General features: G+C 59.9%; 19 protein-coding genes. 6 read left to right on the top strand and 13 right to left on the bottom strand.

The features are described from left to right. The first annotated feature begins 124 nt into the window (after window positions 1-124). Entirely contained in the window at window positions 125-1,060 is a 936-nt protein-coding gene (locus J2X43_RS14395) for a hypothetical protein (protein ID WP_310294881.1), read from the top strand. Window positions 1,061-1,078: 18 nt separating this feature from the next. On the opposite strand, the gene J2X43_RS14390 is transcribed toward J2X43_RS14395, so the two are convergent. After that, window positions 1,079-1,681 (bottom strand): DnaJ domain-containing protein, encoded by a 603-nt coding sequence (locus tag J2X43_RS14390; RefSeq protein WP_310294932.1) that lies wholly within the window; start codon window positions 1,679-1,681, stop codon window positions 1,079-1,081. A 398-nt stretch (window positions 1,682-2,079) separates the two neighbouring features. On the opposite strand from J2X43_RS14390, the gene dusA reads away from it, so the two are divergent. After that, window positions 2,080-3,126: a tRNA dihydrouridine(20/20a) synthase DusA gene (gene dusA, locus J2X43_RS14385; protein WP_310294879.1), complete on the top strand. Its 1,047-nt coding sequence runs from the start codon at window positions 2,080-2,082 to the stop codon at window positions 3,124-3,126. Between the two features lie 74 nt (window positions 3,127-3,200). Here dusA and J2X43_RS14380 read toward each other — a convergent pair whose 3' ends face one another. Together J2X43_RS14380 and J2X43_RS14375 are read right to left on the bottom strand one after the other, a co-directional pair. After that, complete coding sequence (locus J2X43_RS14380; RefSeq protein WP_007533154.1) at window positions 3,201-3,413, bottom strand: cold-shock protein; 213 nt, start codon at window positions 3,411-3,413, stop codon at window positions 3,201-3,203. 440 nt (window positions 3,414-3,853) lie between these two features. Further along, entirely contained in the window at window positions 3,854-4,018 is a 165-nt protein-coding gene (locus J2X43_RS14375; RefSeq protein WP_310294872.1) for a hypothetical protein, read from the bottom strand. A gap of 3 nt (window positions 4,019-4,021) precedes the next feature. Between J2X43_RS14375 and J2X43_RS14370 the strand changes: the two genes are divergently transcribed. Both J2X43_RS14370 and J2X43_RS14365 read left to right on the top strand, forming a co-directional pair. Continuing rightward, window positions 4,022-4,720 (top strand): fumarylacetoacetate hydrolase family protein, encoded by a 699-nt coding sequence (locus J2X43_RS14370; protein WP_310294870.1) that lies wholly within the window; start codon window positions 4,022-4,024, stop codon window positions 4,718-4,720. An 8-nt stretch (window positions 4,721-4,728) separates the two neighbouring features. Beyond that, window positions 4,729-5,259 (top strand): gamma carbonic anhydrase family protein, encoded by a 531-nt coding sequence (locus J2X43_RS14365; RefSeq protein WP_310294868.1) that lies wholly within the window; start codon window positions 4,729-4,731, stop codon window positions 5,257-5,259. On the opposite strand, the gene J2X43_RS14360 is transcribed toward J2X43_RS14365, so the two are convergent. From J2X43_RS14360 to J2X43_RS14340, 5 genes are all read right to left on the bottom strand, one after another. Beyond that, window positions 5,260-5,616, bottom strand: a complete 357-nt coding sequence (locus J2X43_RS14360) for a hypothetical protein (RefSeq protein ID WP_112443952.1) — start codon at window positions 5,614-5,616, stop codon at window positions 5,260-5,262. A gap of 13 nt (window positions 5,617-5,629) precedes the next feature. Next, window positions 5,630-6,073 carry a hypothetical protein gene (locus J2X43_RS14355; RefSeq protein WP_112387140.1) on the bottom strand — a complete coding sequence of 148 codons (444 nt, stop codon included), beginning with the start codon at window positions 6,071-6,073 and terminating at the stop codon, window positions 5,630-5,632. A gap of 106 nt (window positions 6,074-6,179) precedes the next feature. Next, window positions 6,180-6,578, bottom strand: a complete 399-nt coding sequence (locus J2X43_RS14350) for a Fur family transcriptional regulator (RefSeq protein ID WP_112387139.1) — start codon at window positions 6,576-6,578, stop codon at window positions 6,180-6,182. Then, the gene (znuB, locus tag J2X43_RS14345) at window positions 6,575-7,387 is read right to left on the bottom strand and encodes a zinc ABC transporter permease subunit ZnuB (RefSeq protein WP_310294867.1); all 813 of its coding nucleotides are present in this window, start codon (window positions 7,385-7,387) and stop codon (window positions 6,575-6,577) included. Before znuB ends, J2X43_RS14350 begins: the two co-directional genes overlap by 4 nt. Further along, on the bottom strand, window positions 7,380-8,270 hold the full coding sequence (locus tag J2X43_RS14340) for a metal ABC transporter ATP-binding protein (RefSeq protein WP_310294866.1): 891 nt from the start codon (window positions 8,268-8,270) through the stop codon (window positions 7,380-7,382). Before J2X43_RS14340 ends, znuB begins: the two co-directional genes overlap by 8 nt. Before the next feature lie 101 nt (window positions 8,271-8,371). On the opposite strand from J2X43_RS14340, the gene znuA reads away from it, so the two are divergent. Together znuA and zigA are read left to right on the top strand one after the other, a co-directional pair. Continuing rightward, entirely contained in the window at window positions 8,372-9,376 is a 1,005-nt protein-coding gene (gene znuA / locus J2X43_RS14335) for a zinc ABC transporter substrate-binding protein ZnuA (RefSeq protein WP_310294865.1), read from the top strand. Window positions 9,377-9,470: 94 nt separating this feature from the next. Next, entirely contained in the window at window positions 9,471-10,676 is a 1,206-nt protein-coding gene (zigA, locus tag J2X43_RS14330) for a zinc metallochaperone GTPase ZigA (protein ID WP_310294864.1), read from the top strand. 213 nt (window positions 10,677-10,889) lie between these two features. On the opposite strand, the gene J2X43_RS14325 is transcribed toward zigA, so the two are convergent. The 5 genes from J2X43_RS14325 to J2X43_RS14305 all read right to left on the bottom strand — a co-directional run bounded on the left by J2X43_RS14325 (window position 10,890) and on the right by J2X43_RS14305 (window position 16,500). Beyond that, window positions 10,890-11,213 carry an RcnB family protein gene (locus J2X43_RS14325; RefSeq protein ID WP_112516013.1) on the bottom strand — a complete coding sequence of 108 codons (324 nt, stop codon included), beginning with the start codon at window positions 11,211-11,213 and terminating at the stop codon, window positions 10,890-10,892. 403 nt (window positions 11,214-11,616) lie between these two features. Next, window positions 11,617-13,230 (bottom strand): glycoside hydrolase family 43 protein, encoded by a 1,614-nt coding sequence (locus J2X43_RS14320; RefSeq protein ID WP_310294863.1) that lies wholly within the window; start codon window positions 13,228-13,230, stop codon window positions 11,617-11,619. Window positions 13,231-13,479: 249 nt separating this feature from the next. Next, a complete protein-coding gene (mgrA, locus tag J2X43_RS14315; protein WP_310294862.1) occupies window positions 13,480-14,511 on the bottom strand; it encodes an L-glyceraldehyde 3-phosphate reductase in 1,032 nt (343 codons plus the stop codon). Window positions 14,512-14,596: 85 nt separating this feature from the next. Beyond that, window positions 14,597-15,730: a Gfo/Idh/MocA family oxidoreductase gene (locus J2X43_RS14310; RefSeq protein ID WP_310294861.1), complete on the bottom strand. Its 1,134-nt coding sequence runs from the start codon at window positions 15,728-15,730 to the stop codon at window positions 14,597-14,599. A gap of 8 nt (window positions 15,731-15,738) precedes the next feature. Further along, window positions 15,739-16,500 carry a sugar phosphate isomerase/epimerase gene (locus J2X43_RS14305; protein WP_310294860.1) on the bottom strand — a complete coding sequence of 254 codons (762 nt, stop codon included), beginning with the start codon at window positions 16,498-16,500 and terminating at the stop codon, window positions 15,739-15,741. Between the last annotated feature and the right edge of the window lie 28 nt (window positions 16,501-16,528).

Below are 16,528 nucleotides of genomic sequence, written 5' to 3'. Positions count from 1 at the left end.
GTTGTCCAGCGTCGCCGCCGGACGTCACCGATCATCAGATCAACCTGTCGAAACTCGTTAGACATAAGCTTATCCTCAAGCCTGTGCTTGAGCCTTCCTGCTTATGCTGAGTGTCCGGTCGAAAGTGGGGGCAGTTCACAATATAAGGGAGGAACTTATTTTTTCCTATGAACGAACAGGCTTACTTATTGCACATGACGCAGAGGTCGCATCAAAATCGGAGAAAAAGGAAGTTTACGATGCAATTGAAGAGTATTTTCTCCTTAAAGAAAATTTTCCTGACCCGTTCTTCGTATTTACCTATCTTAATTCACCGCAATATGAAGCATATAAAATTATAAAAGAAATAATTAAAGAAATTTCAATTGTATGTAATCTATCCATAGATTACACTGTAAAATCCATAAAAATAGAAGATCAATTCGACGGAAAGATATACATATTATCTAGCCTCAGATCCGCACTCCAATCAATTGAATTCATATCTTATAACATAAATGATATATACAGCGACGAATGCTTGATAATAGCCAGATCGATAATAGAGCATTATATTAGGACAAAGTCGGTTCGCCTTGGAAAATTAGATCCCAAAGTCGTCCTATACCAAGCACTCGCCTCGCGCGGGGTGTTGGAATATGCAGTTCGCCCGAATGGAAAAATTGACTACAACAAAATTATTGCAGAGGACGGGAAAATTGTCGACATTAGCTACACTTATGGAGCTCTAGCAAAAGCAACAAACGATCCAATTGACACTTTTATATATGAGCATATTTACAAGACTCTATCTTATTTTGTCCATCGAGACGCGTCCGATCGCATCATCTCGGCACTAAAGGAACAGAATCTAAGAATGGTTTTGCATGACGTTGAAGACGATGAAATCTCTGGGACCTATATCTGTGCCAAGATTATATTCTATTACCTACTAGAATTCTTACAGAACGACTGGCTTGATAAAAAGACAGTCAAAGATTTGACCCGTAAAATTATTCAACTAGCAACTCGACTTGATGCGCTAGAGACCAATCCAAAAATTGCAGAACTGAGTTTTTAAGCTGCGTCCGCAACCCGCTCACTCCGCCGCCTCCCCCCGCCTCACCTCAACCTCGCTCTCCCGCTCCGCAACCATCACCAACGCCTCCAGCTCATAACTATACCCCTCGAGCATCTGATAGGCATGCTCGATCGCCTCGATCTGGCCCTGCGCCTTCTGGATGGCGTCGGTGATCGACTGGCTGCGGGCGCGCAGCATGGAGCCGAGGACGTCGGTTTCGGGGCGGCGGCCCAGGCGGTCGATGTGCTGACGCACGCGGTTGCGGTGGCGCTCCAGTTCGAGGATGTGGAAGCGGTTCTTGACGATGTCGTCGGAGAGCTTGCGGCGGATGGCGGCGACGGGGTCGAAGCTGCCGGGTTCGCGCTCGTCGAGAATGATGTCGTTGACCAGCTTTTCCAGCATCAGCACGCCCTCGAGATCCTTGGGATCGGCAAGCTGGGGGTCATAGCCGGTATCGTCATAGACGCGGCGGCGCACCGGGTCCTTCAGGAGATCGTAGGCGGCCTGCAGCTTGCCGAAATGCTCGGCATCGCCGCCGGAATCGGGATGCGCGGTCTTGGCGGCCTTGCGCCAGGCACTGCGGATCGCAGGCTCGCCGGCGTCGCGGTCAATTCCGAGCATAACATAGGGATCGATCAAATCGCCCACCTGTCCTTCCGCATTCCCATTCCTGTCTCCGGCACACCGTCGAAAGCAGCCCGGCGCCGGCCGCCGTAAGGCCGCATTTGCGCCGTCAGCCGCACGCGCGAAAGCGCCTGCCTCTGACCTACGCCCTCACCCTGATTGCATCAAGTCCCGGCATCCGGCGCCCACATTATTCCGCCGGTCGGGACGAAATTGTGAACAGCGGGCGATTTTCACAGCCAAAACGCCGCCCCGCATCTGGATTTTGCCGCTCGCCATGCCGGGATTTGTTCTGTATAGGACCTCGTCCCCGGCGGTTGCGCATCACGCGCCGTATTCCCATCTGTGATGGGCCATTTGATGGCGGGACCACAGCGAAACAGGATCATAACGGCATGACGGCGCAAGGCGGCGGCACATTGGTGACGGAAGGCAAGGCTCATTATGCGAATGGGCCGGTGTTCTCCGTGGCACCGATGATCGACTGGACCGATCGCCATTGCCGCTATTTTCACCGCCAGATCAGCCGAAACGCCCTGCTCTATACCGAGATGGTGGTGGCCGATGCGATCATCCATGGCCCGCGCGAGCGGCTGCTGTCCTTCGACGCGGCGGAACATCCGGTGGCGCTGCAACTCGGCGGCTCCGATCCGGCCAAGCTTGCCGAGGCCGTCAGGATCGCCGCGAACTATGGCTATGACGAGATCAATCTGAATGTCGGCTGTCCCTCCGACCGCGTGCAGTCGGGCACCTTCGGCGCCTGCCTGATGCTGACGCCCGAGGTGGTGGCCGAGTGCGTGCGTGCCATGAAGGTGGTGTCGGCGGTGCCGGTGACCGTGAAATGCCGCATCGGCGTCGATGAGCAGGATCCCGAGGCCGCCCTGCCCGATCTGATCACACGCGTTCTCGATGCCGGCGCCGACGCGATCTGGATCCATGCCCGCAAGGCCTGGCTGAAGGGCCTGAGCCCGAAGGAAAACCGCGAGATCCCCCCGCTCGATTACGAGATGGTCTATCGCATGAAGCAGCGCTGGCCCGATGTTTTCATCGGCATCAACGGCGGCATCCACACGCTGGATGAGGCTGAGGCGCATCTCGGGCATGTCGATGGCGTCATGCTCGGCCGCGCCGCCTATCAGAATGCCGCCATTCTCGCCGACGTCGACCAGCGCTTCTATGGCGCCCCGGCCCGTGAGATGGATTGGGATCATCTGCGCGACCGGATGATGGCCTATGCGCAGGCGCATATCGACAATGGCGGCCGTGTCCAGCATATCGCCCGCCACATGGTCGGCCTGTTCACCGGCCTGCCCGGCGCCCGGCGCTACCGGCAGATCCTCTCGACCGATGCCACCAAGCCCGGCGCCGGTCCGGATGTGATCGCCGCGGCTTTCGCAGCGGTGGATTTCAGCGCCGCACCGGCCGAAGCTCTCAGCGCCTGAGCGCAGCAATGCGCGCAAACGAAAAACGGCGCCCGAAGGCGCCGTCTCCCATTTCTGCCGAAGCAGAAATCGAATTAGTTAGCCGAGATGTTGACGGCCTTCGGGCCCTTGCCCATGCGATCCGGCTCGGTGTCGAACGTGACCTGCTGGCCTTCGCGCAGCGACTGGATGCCCGAAGCCTGGAGAGCGGAGATGTGGACGAATACGTCCTTAGCGCCGCCTTCCGGAGTGATGAAACCAAAACCCTTGTCCTGGTTGAAGAATTTTACGGTGCCCTTGGTGGCCATGTGGGATAGTCCTTTTCCCTTAGTCTTGTCTTAGTATCCGCCCCCTCGAGAGGAAGCGGACGGCTTTAGCTTTCGTCCCGCGAACCGGGCGCGAAGGGTCAGTCGGAGAAGTCACGTACGGGGAAAGAACGTCTACGAAGCGGTTTTGCCGCTCTGCCACCCTTGCGGGAGAGCTACCAATCTGTCCAGTCACCGGCATGCTAATGCCCGAGTACTGCATGACGTGACAGCATTCGGAATAAAAAGCAAGCGGCAATATTGTGGCACCCCCTTCGCGAAGCCCGGAAATACCAAAGATTCAGATAGTTGACCAAATGTGACAACCCACAGATTCGGCTGTCTCATTTCGGGACTCCGTGCCGGAACGGGACCGTTATACAACCTGCAGAGATATATCAGGCCGCAATCAACAGCATCACATGGGCGATTACAGTCGCCCGTCAATCCGCGGAGGCGAGCGTCATGCGACGGTACTTGCCGCGGGCGATCGCAATCGCTTCGTTGCCGGTGTTCGCTGCACGGCACGCGACCGATAATCGCGCCCGCATCCTTTCATTGCCTGCCGCTTTGCGTCTAAGATCGCCGGACCGCAACAGCAAGAGCATGCCATGTCCTCCGCCATCAACACCGTCATTCCTGTTCCGCAACCCGTTCTCCTGCCGGTCGAAGGCAGCGCCAGTTTCTTTCCGGTGCGCCGCGTCTATTGCGTCGGGCGCAACTATGCGGACCACGCGATCGAGATGGGCCATGACCCGAGCCGCGAGCCGCCCTTCTTCTTCCAGAAGAACCCGGACAATCTTCTGCCCGCCGGCCAGCCCTTCCCCTACCCGCCTCTCTCCGAGGACGTGCATTACGAAGCCGAATGCGTGATCTTCTTGAAAGAAGGCGGCGAGAATATTCCGGTCGAAAGGGCGCTCGCCTGCATCTACGGCTACGCCATCGGCATCGATTTCACGCGCCGCGACCTGCAGGCGGTTGCCAAGAAGATGGGCCGTCCGTGGGAGGTGGCCAAGGCCTTCGAATATTCGGCACCCGTCTCGCCGATCGTTCCCGCCGATGAGCTCGGTCACCCCCAAAGCGGCCGGATCTGGCTCGATCACAACGGCAAGCGCGTCCAGGAAGGCGATCTGAACCAGATGATCTGGAAAGTGCCGGAGATCATTGCCGAACTCTCCAAGCTCTTCATCCTCGCCCCCGGCGACGTCATCATGACCGGCACACCAGCCGGTGTCGGCGCTGTCCGGAAGGGCGACACGGTCGAGTGCGGCATCGACGGCATTGCCACCCTCACCGTCACCGTCGGCTGAGGCGCACCATGCCCGTCTATGCACTTGCAGGATTGAGGCCGAGGCTGCCGGCAGACGGCCTCTATTGGATCGCCCCGGATGCCCATGTGATCGGCGATGTCGCGCTCGGCGAAGGCGTTGGCATCTGGTTCGGCGCGGTGCTGCGCGGCGACAACGAGCCGATCACCGTCGGCCGCAACACCAATATCCAGGAAGGCGCCATGCTGCACACCGATCCGGGCGCCCCGGTGACGATCGGCGAAGGCTGCACCATCGGACACCACGCCATCGTCCACGGCTGCACCATCGGCAACAATTCACTGATCGGCATGGGCGCGACGGTGCTGAACGGCGCGAAGATCGGCAACAACTGCCTGGTCGGCGCCAATGCGCTGGTCACCGAAGGCAAGGAATTTCCGGACGGTTCCCTGATCGTCGGCTCACCGGCGCGTGCCATCCGCGCGCTGGATGAAAAGGCGATCGAGGGACTAAAACGCTCGGCGGAGAAATACGTGTCGAACTGGCAGCGGTTTGCGCGGGATTTGAAGCGGCTGGATTGATCAGAACAGAAGAGTGACGCCGGTGACGTTTTTCACCGCCACCTTGATGAGGCCGAACACCGCGGACAGGATCTTCTGGGCGGCGTTGTAGAGAAGGAATTCGAACTCTTTCAGAGCGCTGTTGAGATTGATCTCAAGCAGATGAAGCGTCAGGTCGGCGTTCTTGTCGCTAATCTCCCCGGCAGCAAGCTGCGCGATGACCTTGGCGGTTTTCTGGGCGATGAATTCAAGCTGGAAGGTCATTTCCTGCTTGATACCGCTCCATTGGTCTTTTGCCTTGAGGATCGCCACCTCGAGGAGCCCTTCGAGAAGCTCCTTGGCAGACCCCGGTGCGAAGTTCGCAGTATCGATCGGCATGAACAACCCCCTATTATTTCAAGGCGCCTTCCATCGTCTTTGGAATGGCGCAAACGTTTCGAACAACGGAAATATTGTCGGCCTCGTTAGGCGCCTGGCCGTCGGCCTTGAATGCTGCGCGCGAGGCCTCGATCGCCCGGCGACAATTATCGATATCATCGACAAGAAGCTGTGCGGCATTGGCCGCCGGCCGCCCGCGGAGGTAGGCCGGCCGCTTGCCGGCAATGTCCGCAGCCTCCTTCACACCCGCCAACGCGTCGATGTAATAGGGCTCCACCTTGCCATAGGGCACACGTGAGGGGCTGCTTGCCTCGATAGAGGTTTCGATCTTGGTGAGGCTGGCATGCGCGCCGTCCAGCTTCGCATAGATCGCCTCATTGTAACTGGGCGCGAAAATGGTACAGCCGCCGAGCAGCAGCGGTAGCGTCAAGCTCATCAGTTTGCGGATAAGACCCATGGGATGCCCTCCATTCACGGACATCCTAGCGCGTGCAAAATCAAATGCAATCTTAAATTACATATAAAATAAAATACACTACATAGATGCATTCGATTGCATGACGTCAGGCCGCGCAGCTCTCGCAAACGCCGCGGATCTCGATCGTCGTCTTCTCCGCCTTGAACTTCTTGCTGCGCATCCAGTTCATCAGCTGATGATCGACAGCGTGGTCGTGGAACTCGATGACCTGACCGCAGCTCTCGCAGATGGCGAAGGCGACGGTGCCGTGGCTGTGGCAATTCTCGTCCGGATGGGCGCAGACGACGAAGGAGTTGATGCTCTCCAGCCGATGCACGACGCCATACTCCAAAAGCTTCTCCAGCGCCCGGTACACCTGCAACGGCGCCCGGAACCCGTGATCGCGCAATTTGTCGAGGATCGTGTAGGCGCTGAGCGGGCCCTCCGCCTTTTCCAGGACATCGAAGACGAGCGCCTGGTTCTTGGTCAGCTGTGGCGTGTTCATGTGCCTTGTCCTTGCGGTTCCTTGCGCCCCAGCCGCGGCAGCAGGCTGAGGATGAAGAGAATGAGGGCTGCGACGACGATCGACGGGCCTGACGGCGTGTCATAGGTGAGCGAGCCGAAGAGACCGCCGACGACGGCAACGGCGCCGATCAGCGATGCCAGCACCGCCATGATCTCGGGCGTCGGTGAAAAGCGGCGCGCCGCAGCTGCCGGAATGATCAGCAGCGAGGTGATCAGCATGATGCCGACGATCTTCATGGCAATGGCGATGACGACCGCCATCAGCAGCATGAAGAACAGCCGCGCCCGCTCCGGCTGCAGGCCTTCGGCTTTGGCAAGCTCCGGATTGACCGTCGAGGCCAGCAGCGGCCGCCAGAGCCAGGCGATCGCCGCGACGACGAACAGGCCGCCGCCCCAGATCATCGCGATATCGGTCTTCGACACGGCAAGGATATCGCCGAACAGGAAGGCGATCAGATCGATCCGCACCCAGCTCATGAAGGCGACCATGACGAGGCCGATGGCGAGCGTGGCATGCGAGAGAATGCCGAGCAGCGCATCGGCCGAAAGCGCCTGACGCTTCTGCAAAAAGAGCAGCAGGATCGACACCGTGGCGGCAACGCCGAAGACCGCGAGCGTCAGATTGAGCTGAAAGAGCAGCGACAATGCCACCCCGAGCAGCGCCGAATGGGCGATCGTATCGCCGAAATAGGCCATTCGCCGCCAGATGATAAAGCAGCCGAGCGGCCCGGTCGTCAGCGCCAGGCCGACGCCTGCGAGAACAGCACGGACGAAAAAATCGTCAAGCATGGCGCTCTCCCGCATGATGGTGGTGATCATGGCCATCATCATCGTGAGCACTATGATCGTGCCCGTCCCCATGATCGTGGTGATGGCCGTCTTCGGGATGGCAGTGATCGGTCACCGAACCGTCCGAATGCAGGACGCGCCCATCGGGCAGATGCGTATGGTCGTGGTGGTGGCTATAGACGGCAAGCGTCTGCGCCGCCCGGCTGCCGAACAGCCGCACATATTCGGGGCTCTGGCTGACGGCCTGCGGCGTACCGCGGCAGCAGACATGGCCGTTCAGGCAGATGACAGTATCGGTCTCGGCCATCACGACATGCAGGTCATGGGAAATCAGCAGAATGCCGCAGCCGGTTTCGTTGCGGATCTGCTTGATCAGGTCGTAGAGCGCGATCTCGCCGGAAAAATCGACGCCCTGCACAGGCTCGTCAAGCACCAGTAGATCGGGCTTGCGGGCAATGGCGCGCGCCATCAAGGCGCGCTGGAATTCGCCGCCGGAGAGATGCTGAACTTCGGCGCTCAGCATATGCGCCATGCCGGCAGACTCCAGCGCGGCCATCATTTCCTTTTCGGCGAGCGGGCCGGTTAACGTCATCAGCCGGCGCACAGTCAGCGGCAATGTCCAATCGACGGCAAGCTTCTGCGGCACATAGCCGACCTTCAGCCCCGGCAGCCGTTCGACGCTGCCCTCGTCAGGCTTGAGCACGCCGATGGCAGCCTTGGCGCTTGTCGATTTTCCGGAGCCGTTCGGCCCGATCAGCGTCACGATCTCGCCGCGCGAAACGGAAAAATCGACGCCGCGCACCAGCCAGCGGCCATTGCGGCGGATACCGGCATTATTGAGGGAAACCAGTGGCTTCGCCCCGGAATTGGCGGGAGATAGCATCATTTTTCCTGATGTGCTGTTGCGTCCTGCTATCGCACACGTTATAGCATTACGCAATTGATGTAATAACATAACAAACGCAATTCAAGCGGAGCGTGCACATGAAACTGGCTGCCGGCCTCTCCCTCGCCCTTCCGGCCCTGATGCTGGCAGGAACCGCCAAGGCTGCCGATGCGCCTGTTGTCGTCACCTCGATCAAGCCCATTCATTCACTGGTCGCCTCGATCATGCAGGGCGTCGGCACGCCTGAGCTGATCGTCGATGGCGCCGCCTCCCCGCATACCTACAATCTGAAACCATCCAACGCGCGGGCGCTGCAGGATGCAAAGGTGATCTTCTGGGTCGGCGCCGGGCTGGAAGCATTTCTCCAGAAGCCTCTGGAGACGCTGGGCAGTGATGCCAGCATCGCCGAACTCGACAATGCGCCCGGCCTCACCAAGCTGAAATTCCGCGAAGGCGGCGCCTTCGAGCCGCATGATGACGGCGACGAGGCCGAAGGCCACGATCATGACCACGATCACCAGGCTGCGGAGGCCACCGGTCACGATGGCGGGCACGACAATGACCACGATCACGGGCATGGCGAATTCGATACGCATCTCTGGCTAGACCCGATGAACGCCAAGGCAATGGCCGCCGAAATCACCACCACGCTGGTCGCCGCCGACCCGGCGAACGCGTTGACCTACCAGGCCAATGCCAAGACGCTCGATGACAAGCTCGATGCGCTCGACAAGGAACTGGCGGCGACAGTCGCTCCGGTCAAGGACAAGCCTTTCATCGTCTTCCACGACGCCTACCAGTATTTCGAGCATCGTTACGGCATCAAGGTGGCAGGATCGATCACCGTCAGCCCGGAAACCATTCCCGGCGCAGAACGGGTGTCCGAGATCCACCAGAAGGTCGGCGAACTCGGCGCCACCTGCGTCTTCGCCGAACCGCAATTCGAACCGCGCCTCGTCGACGTCGTCATCGAAGGCACCAAGGCCAAGTCGGGCGTGCTCGATCCAGAAGCTGCAACGCTGAAGGCCGGCCCCGATCTCTATTTCACCCTGATGCGCGGCATCGCCGCCAGCATGAAGGATTGCCTCAGCCGCGATAGCTGAGCGCGTTCGAGCACCGGCCAGAGAAGGCGAGCGCTTCTGCTCGCCTTTTTAGGTCATCATATGTAATGGTATAACATTTACAATGGAGGTATCCATGGACAGCAGACTTCCGGTGACGGTTCTCTCGGGCTTTCTCGGCGCGGGCAAGACGACGCTTCTCAATCATGTCCTCTCCAACCGGCAGGGCATGCGGGTGGCGGTCATCGTCAACGATATGAGCGAGGTCAATATCGACGCCGCGCTGATCCGTGACGGCGGCGCCAATCTTTCGCGCACCGAGGAGCAGTTGATCGAAATGACCAATGGCTGCATCTGCTGCACCCTTCGCGACGATCTGCTGAGCGAAGTCCGCCAGCTCGCCGCCCAGGGCCGGTTCGACTATCTGCTGATCGAATCGACCGGAATTGCCGAACCCCTGCCCGTCGCCACCACCTTCGAGTTTCGCGACGAGAAGGGTGAGAGCCTCTCCGATATCGCCCGGCTGGATACGATGGTCACTGTGGTGGATGCCGCAAACCTCCTGGCCAACTATGGCTCGACCGATTTCCTGGCCGACCGCGGTGAAACGGCGGGCGATGGCGACAACAGGACGATCGTCGATCTCCTGGTCGAACAGATCGAATTCGCCGACGTCGTCGTGCTCAACAAGAGCGGGACCGCAACGCCAGAACAACGCCACGCGGCCCGCACCATCATCACCGGGCTGAACCCGGACGCGCGGCTGATCGAGACCGATTTCGGCCGTGTGGACCTCCGCGACGTCCTCGATACCGGCCGCTTCGATATCGACAAGGCCGAGACCCATCCCCTCTGGTACAAGGAGCTCCATGGCTTCCGCGATCATGTGCCGGAGACCGAGGAATACGGTATCCGCTCCTTCGTCTATCGCGAGAAGCGTCCCTTTCATCCCGCCAGGCTGCAGGCCTTTCTCGATCAGTCATGGCCGGGCGTGGTGCGTGCCAAGGGCCTCTTTTGGCTGGCCACCCGGCCTCACTACGTCGGGGAGATCAGCCAGGCTGGCGCGATAGTTCGGACCGGCAAGATAGGATTGTGGTGGGCAGCCGTGCCGAACGAACAATGGCCCCGCGATCCCGGCTTCACGGCAGCACTCGCGCCCTATCTTGACCCGATCTGGGGCGATCGGCGTCAGGAGATCGTCTTCATCGGCGCCGATCCGATGGACGAGGCGGCGATCCGCACCAGCCTCGATGCATGTCTTGTCGAAGCCGACGATTTCACACCGGACCAATGGCGCCACCTGCCGGATCCCTTCGCCAGCTGGGCGCTGCGTGCCGCATGACCGCAAGGCCGATCAAGCCGTTCCGGTGCGTCTGCGAGGAATGCGAACCGCTGCCGCCGATCCCCGGTCTCAGCGCTCCGGAAGAAGAGAAAAGCAAGCCAGCAGCGCTTGGAGCGGCACTGCTGAGTGTCGCTATCTGGCGCCGTCCATCCAGCATCAAGCACAAATAAAAAGGGCGGCATCGCTGCCGCCCTCCTCATGGATCCCGGCTGCTTAGCGGCCGGAAATGATGCTGGAGATGATGCCGCTTGCCACGCCAACCAGCAGGAAGTCGTTATCGACCTTCACCCAATGGTAGCCACGCGGCGGAGCCGACAGGCGGTAGCGGCGGTAGTCGCGAACGTCAGACATGCGGCGGCGTTCAGCAGCGCTGACGCGGTGACCCTTGGTCCAGCGGTACTTCTTGACGATGACCTGCTTGTGCACGTCCCGCTCGACGACACCGGGGCGGCGGTAATCGTTAGCGCTGGCTTCCGAAGCAACGATCGGCGACAGCAGGAAGGAGGCGGAGAGCAGAGCGGCGAAGATCTTTTTCATTGGGGTTTCCTCGTGTTGAACACGCCCCGAAATTACGTCTGTAAAGATGAACCGAATCTGAAACTTAAATTAAACTTTCGTAATCAAATCTGCATGATAAAGGGAGAAGTTTATAATTTAGTTTTATCTTATTAGCGATTATTACCTTGCATCTCTGGTGGCCAACCTCGTCCTTCGAGGCCCCTGCGGGGCACCTCAGGATGAGATTGGAGTGGATGTTTTCGCCATGACCAGGATCAAGGATCTGAGCTACCTGCAATCCATCAGCGACCAAGCCACTCGAAAAGCCATCAACGCAGACCGCCCGCACAGCCATCAACAACCAAGCCCGCAAACGACCAGCCCTCATCCTGAGGTGCCCCGCAGGGGCCTCGAAGGACGAGGGCCGGTGGCCGCCACTCCCTCACAACTCCTCGTAATTAAACCAATCGAAATCCGCAGTCTTCGCCCTGCCCGAAGTGTCGAAAGCAAACACACCGGCAAAGGCACCGGTAAACGAGCCATGCTCCCCACGCCCGCCCTCGTCGGAAACCACACCGGCATCCAGCTCCGGCCCGATCGGCTGCCAGGCGCCCATCCCTTCCGTCTGCCAGAAGAACTGCAGCCCGTTCTCGCGGATTTCCATAGACAGCTGCACGCGCCCTTCCGGCGGCAATGCGGCACCGCTTCCGGCCGGAAATGTCATGCGGCCATTCGGATAGTCGCCATCGCAGGAGAAGATCGTCACGCAACGACCAAGCTTCTCGTGCAGCGTCACGACGGCAGCGTGGAATTTGTGACGATTGTAGTAGTGCGTCAGGCCAGCCACCTGCTGATAGGTATCCGGCTGAAACTCGACAACCGTCTCTGCGCGAAAACTGTGGTGCTCTTGGCGGCGCGCCACCAGAGCCTGCTCGAACCACGAGCCGATGCTCTCGCGGCCGATCAGCCGCAGATGGCCGGGCCGGTCCGTGAGGTTGAAGATGCGCTGCGGCTCCGGCGTCCTCAGCCATTGGAAATCGGCAGGCAGTTTTCCGCCGTCGAAGCTGTATTCGGTGCGCACCGGCTTTTCGGCGAGTGTCGCGCCATTAAGGCCTGGAACCTCGACATCGGGCACCACGGTGCCGTTCTCGAGATAGAGCCAGCCGTCCTCCTTCCAGACGCATTTCTGCAGCGCCGTTTCACGCCCCAAGGTGCAGCGCCGCTTCGGCGGCATCGGCCGGCCGCAGAGATGCGTGTGATAAACCTGACCATCCGGCGTCTCAACATATTGCCCGTGCCCTGCCCGCTGCAGCACCGCGCCCGGCTGGTCCTTGGAGGTGATCAGATGCATGTTCGGATGCATCTCGTAGGGACCATCGATGTTGCGCGAGCGCGCCATGGTCACCGCATGGTCGTAGCCGGTGCCGCCCTCTGCCGTCGTCAGATAATAGTAGCCGTTCTTCCTGAACAGATGCGGCCCCTCAACCAGACCCAGCGGGCTGCCGGCAAAGATATTCTTGATCGGACCGACAAGCTCGCGCGTTTTCGGATCCCATTCCTGCAGCAGGATACCGTCGAAAGCCGGTGACTTCGGTGCGCCACCATAGCTTTCCGTACGGTGGTTCCACTGCATGTTGACGAACCATTTGCGTCCGTCGTCGTCATGGAACAGCGACGGATCGAAGCCCGACGAATTGACGTAGACCGGCTCGGACCACTCGCCGTCGATCGTCGGCGACGTCACGATGTAATTATGCGCATCCTTGAAATTGCCGTCGAAGCGCTTGACGTCGGTATAAACGAGCCAGAACAGCCCGTCCGCATAGGACAGACACGGCGCCCAGACACCACAGCTGTCGGGATTGCCGCGCATATCTAGCTGCGACTTGCGCTCCAGCGGCCGTTTCACCAACGTCCAGTTCACCAGATCGCGCGAATGATGGATCTGCACGCCCGGATACCATTCGAAGGTCGAGGTCGCGATATAGTAATCGTCTCCGACGCGGCAGATCGACGGGTCCGGATTGAAACCGGGCAGAATGGGGTTGCGGATCATAGCGGCTCCTCCAGAATTTGCGGTACGTACGTCAGTATAATAAGAGGTACGGGCGACGTTTCCCCAACTCCCTCATTGCTGTGCTCGTCATAGGAATCCAGCCGGCCCAAGTCCTTGGGCCGGGAAGAGTCTATTCGTCGCGCAGATGCGCGACGGCTGGATCTCTGTGACATCCCGTGGGCGCAGCCCTAAGGGCACAGAGATGAGGGAGCGAGGGATTAGCCCCCAAACTCCCCTAATCGCCCTGCCCTAGTCCAGCTCGGCCGACTTGGCCCACAGATTGATATCCGCTTCCTTGGCATAGACATCGATCTGCTTCAGTTCGTCCGCCGTGAACTCGAGATTGTCCAGCGCCTTGACGCAATCGACGATCTGCGAGGAGCGGCTGGCGCCGATCAGCGCCGACGTCACGCGGTCGCCGCGCAGCACCCAGGCGATCGCCATCTGCGCCAGCGTCTGGCCGCGCCTTTCGGCGATCTCGTTGAGCTTCCTGATGTTGTCGATGATCGAAGGACGGATGAAATCCTTCTTCAGGAAGTGGTTCTGCGCCGCACGGCTGTCCTGAGGAATGCCGCCGAGATATTTGGTCGTCAGCATGCCCTGTGCCAGCGGCGAGAAGACGATCGAGCCCATGCCGGTTTCATCCAGCGCGTCGAGCAGCTTGTCGTCCTCGACCCAGCGATTGAGCATCGAATAGCTCGGCTGATGGATCAGGCAGGGCGTGCCGAGATCTTTGAGGATCTTCGCCGCTTCGCGGGTGCGCTGCGAATTGTAGGACGAGATCCCGACATAGAGCGCACGTCCCGAGCGGACGATGTGATCGAGCGCGCCGCAGGTTTCTTCGAGCGGGGTCTCCGGGTCGAAGCGGTGCGAATAGAAGATATCGACATAGTCGAGGCCCATGCGCTTCAGGCTCTGGTCGCAGGAGGCGATCAGATACTTGCGGCTGCCCCACTCGCCATAAGGACCGGGCCACATGTCGTAACCGGCTTTCGAGGAAATGATCAGCTCATCGCGCAGGCCGGCGAAATCGGTGCGCAGGATTTCGCCGAAAGCGGTTTCCGCGCTACCTGGAGGCGGGCCGTAATTGTTGGCGAGGTCGAAATGAGTGATGCCGAGATCGAAGGCCGTGCGGCACATATCGACCTTGCGGTCATGCGGCGTATCGCCGCCGAAATTGTGCCAGAGGCCGAGAGAGACGGCTGGCAGCTTCAGGCCCGAACGGCCCGTGCGGTTATACTTCATCTTCGAATAACGGTCGGAAGCCGGTTGCCAGCTCATAATTCTATTCCTTTAAGAAAATCGCGCGAGCAGATTTTGCCCGCGCGGGACAATAGTCGTTTGAAGCCTTACTTCAAGAGCGGCCTCACCGGAGCAGCGCCTGGGCTTCCTCGATGCCGAGGGCGGCCGGCTGGGTGCAGGTCGTCGTCAGTTCGATGAACCGGCCTTCCTCGCCGGACTTCAGGATCGAGGTCATGACATCGACGCCGTGTAGCGTGCGGTCGAGCGAGCAGCGCGCGTCACGCCCCTCGATGATCGCCATCGCCATGTCGGCAAGACCAGCCGTGCGATAGTTGGCGCGCGGTCCCTGCGGGCTCTCCTGGTTGAAGATGCCGAAGGGATGTTCCCAGCCTTCGACCGGCTTGATATCCTTGTCCTTGCCGCTCGCCTCGACGACGCCGCCGAAGAAGTTCGGGTCCGGCACGTAGATCGAGCCCTCAGTGCCGTAGAGCTCCATGTTGGCATGACGGTGCGACCAGACATCCCAGCTCGCCGTCAGCGTCACGGTGGCGCCGCTGACGAATTCGAGGATCGCCTGGATCGTCGTCGGCGTCTTCACCGGGATGACTTCGCCGTTGCGCGGGGCGCTGGTGATGGTGCGGGTTTCCGATGCCATCGAGGTCATGGCGCCGACGCGCTTCACCGGGCCGATCAGGTTGATCAGGTTGGCGATGTAGTACGGGCCGAGATCGAGGATCGGGCCGCCGCCGGGCAGGAAGAAGAAGTCCGGGTTCGGATGCCACATTTCCATGCCGGGGCTCATGACATAGCAGGCGCCCGACGTGATGCGGCCGACGCCACCCTCATCGATATATTTGCGGGCAAGCTGATGCGCGCCGCCGAGGAAGGTATCCGGCGCGCAACCGACCGACAGGTTCTTCGCCTTGGCGATGCGGCGAAGCTCTTCGCCCTGTTCCAGGGTCAGAACCAGCGGCTTTTCCGAATAGACGTGCTTGCCGGCTTCGAGGATCGACTTCGAGACCGGGAAATGCGCGTCGGGGATCGTCAGGTTGACGACGACGTCGATCTCGTCGTTCTTAAGCAGCTCCTCAATCGTCTGCGCCTTGACACCGTATTCGGCGGCGCGGGCTTCGGCGGCCTGCATGTTGATATCGGCGCAGGCAAGGACCTTCAGGCCCTTGAACAGCGGCGACAGCGAGAGGTAGGTGGTGGAGATGTTGCCGCATCCGATGATGCCGACGCCAAGTTCCTTGGTCATGATAAGCCTCAATAGGTCTTGTAGGATGCGATCGAGCGGGTGATCAGGCGGTCGATATCAGCCGGATTGTCATGCTCGACGACGAAATGCTTGGCCTTGGTGCCCTTGAGAGCCGCGATGAGCTTTGCCCAGGGCAGCGTGCCATGGCCGACATCGGCCCAGCCGTCTTCGTTCTTATTCTCGCCTGCGGGCGCGATGTCCTTGACGTGAACCGCCGTGATCCGCGAGCCGAGCTTTTCGATCCAGGCGAAGGGATCGGCGCCGCCACGGACGACCCAGGCAATATCGGCTTCCCAGGAAATGTCCGGCGCGCCTTCGAAGATGCGATCGATCGGCAGCGAGCCATCGGCGAGCTTGACGAATTCGAAGTCGTGGTTATGCCAGCCGAACTCGTAGCCGGCATCCTTGAAGGGCTTTGCCATCTCATGCAGGCGCTTGCCGAATGCCAGCCAGCCTGCACCATCCGTTGGACGCTGTTCAGCCGCCAGATGCGGCGCATAGATCGAATCCATGCCGAGCGTCTTTGCGATATTGAGCGACTTCTTGACTTCGCCGTCGAGGAAATCCGGGCTGAAATGGCCGGTCGCCATCGTCAGACCGTTCTTGTCGAGTTCGGCGCGCAGGCTCTTCAGGCCGGCATCGTCGAGATCGGCATAGATGCCGCCGAAGCCTTCGACTTCCTGGTAGCCGGCCTTGCCGAGCTTTTCGAAGATCGCCGAGTAGGGCTGGAAGTTGCGCGCGCTGTAAAGCTGGAAGCTGAGTTTCGTCATAATATCCTCCTCGGGCCTCGTGCCCATC

The sequence above is a fragment of the Rhizobium sp. BE258 genome (assembly GCF_031457345.1).
GTDB lineage: Bacteria > Pseudomonadota > Alphaproteobacteria > Rhizobiales > Rhizobiaceae > Rhizobium.
The sequence above is the reverse complement of the archived record's forward strand: the minus strand, read 5'-3'. Positions and strand labels throughout refer to the sequence as shown.

Excerpts from the sequence above, each read along its gene's own strand:
- J2X43_RS14390 (WP_310294932.1), bottom strand. The coding sequence starts at position 1,681 with ATGCTCGGAATTGACCGCGACGCCGGCGAGCCTGCGATCCGCAGTGCC.
- dusA (WP_310294879.1), top strand. The coding sequence starts at position 2,080 with ATGACGGCGCAAGGCGGCGGCACATTGGTGACGGAAGGCAAGGCTCAT.
- J2X43_RS14380 (WP_007533154.1), bottom strand. The coding sequence starts at position 3,413 with ATGGCCACCAAGGGCACCGTAAAATTCTTCAACCAGGACAAGGGTTTT.
- J2X43_RS14375 (WP_310294872.1), bottom strand. The coding sequence starts at position 4,018 with ATGCTCTTGCTGTTGCGGTCCGGCGATCTTAGACGCAAAGCGGCAGGC.
- J2X43_RS14370 (WP_310294870.1), top strand. The coding sequence starts at position 4,022 with ATGTCCTCCGCCATCAACACCGTCATTCCTGTTCCGCAACCCGTTCTC.
- J2X43_RS14365 (WP_310294868.1), top strand. The coding sequence starts at position 4,729 with ATGCCCGTCTATGCACTTGCAGGATTGAGGCCGAGGCTGCCGGCAGAC.
- J2X43_RS14360 (WP_112443952.1), bottom strand. The coding sequence starts at position 5,616 with ATGCCGATCGATACTGCGAACTTCGCACCGGGGTCTGCCAAGGAGCTT.
- J2X43_RS14355 (WP_112387140.1), bottom strand. The coding sequence starts at position 6,073 with ATGGGTCTTATCCGCAAACTGATGAGCTTGACGCTACCGCTGCTGCTC.
- J2X43_RS14350 (WP_112387139.1), bottom strand. The coding sequence starts at position 6,578 with ATGAACACGCCACAGCTGACCAAGAACCAGGCGCTCGTCTTCGATGTC.
- znuB (WP_310294867.1), bottom strand. The coding sequence starts at position 7,387 with ATGCTTGACGATTTTTTCGTCCGTGCTGTTCTCGCAGGCGTCGGCCTG.
- J2X43_RS14340 (WP_310294866.1), bottom strand. The coding sequence starts at position 8,270 with ATGCTATCTCCCGCCAATTCCGGGGCGAAGCCACTGGTTTCCCTCAAT.
- znuA (WP_310294865.1), top strand. The coding sequence starts at position 8,372 with ATGAAACTGGCTGCCGGCCTCTCCCTCGCCCTTCCGGCCCTGATGCTG.
- zigA (WP_310294864.1), top strand. The coding sequence starts at position 9,471 with ATGGACAGCAGACTTCCGGTGACGGTTCTCTCGGGCTTTCTCGGCGCG.
- J2X43_RS14325 (WP_112516013.1), bottom strand. The coding sequence starts at position 11,213 with ATGAAAAAGATCTTCGCCGCTCTGCTCTCCGCCTCCTTCCTGCTGTCG.
- J2X43_RS14320 (WP_310294863.1), bottom strand. The coding sequence starts at position 13,230 with ATGATCCGCAACCCCATTCTGCCCGGTTTCAATCCGGACCCGTCGATC.
- mgrA (WP_310294862.1), bottom strand. The coding sequence starts at position 14,511 with ATGAGCTGGCAACCGGCTTCCGACCGTTATTCGAAGATGAAGTATAAC.
- J2X43_RS14310 (WP_310294861.1), bottom strand. The coding sequence starts at position 15,730 with ATGACCAAGGAACTTGGCGTCGGCATCATCGGATGCGGCAACATCTCC.
- J2X43_RS14305 (WP_310294860.1), bottom strand. The coding sequence starts at position 16,500 with ATGACGAAACTCAGCTTCCAGCTTTACAGCGCGCGCAACTTCCAGCCC.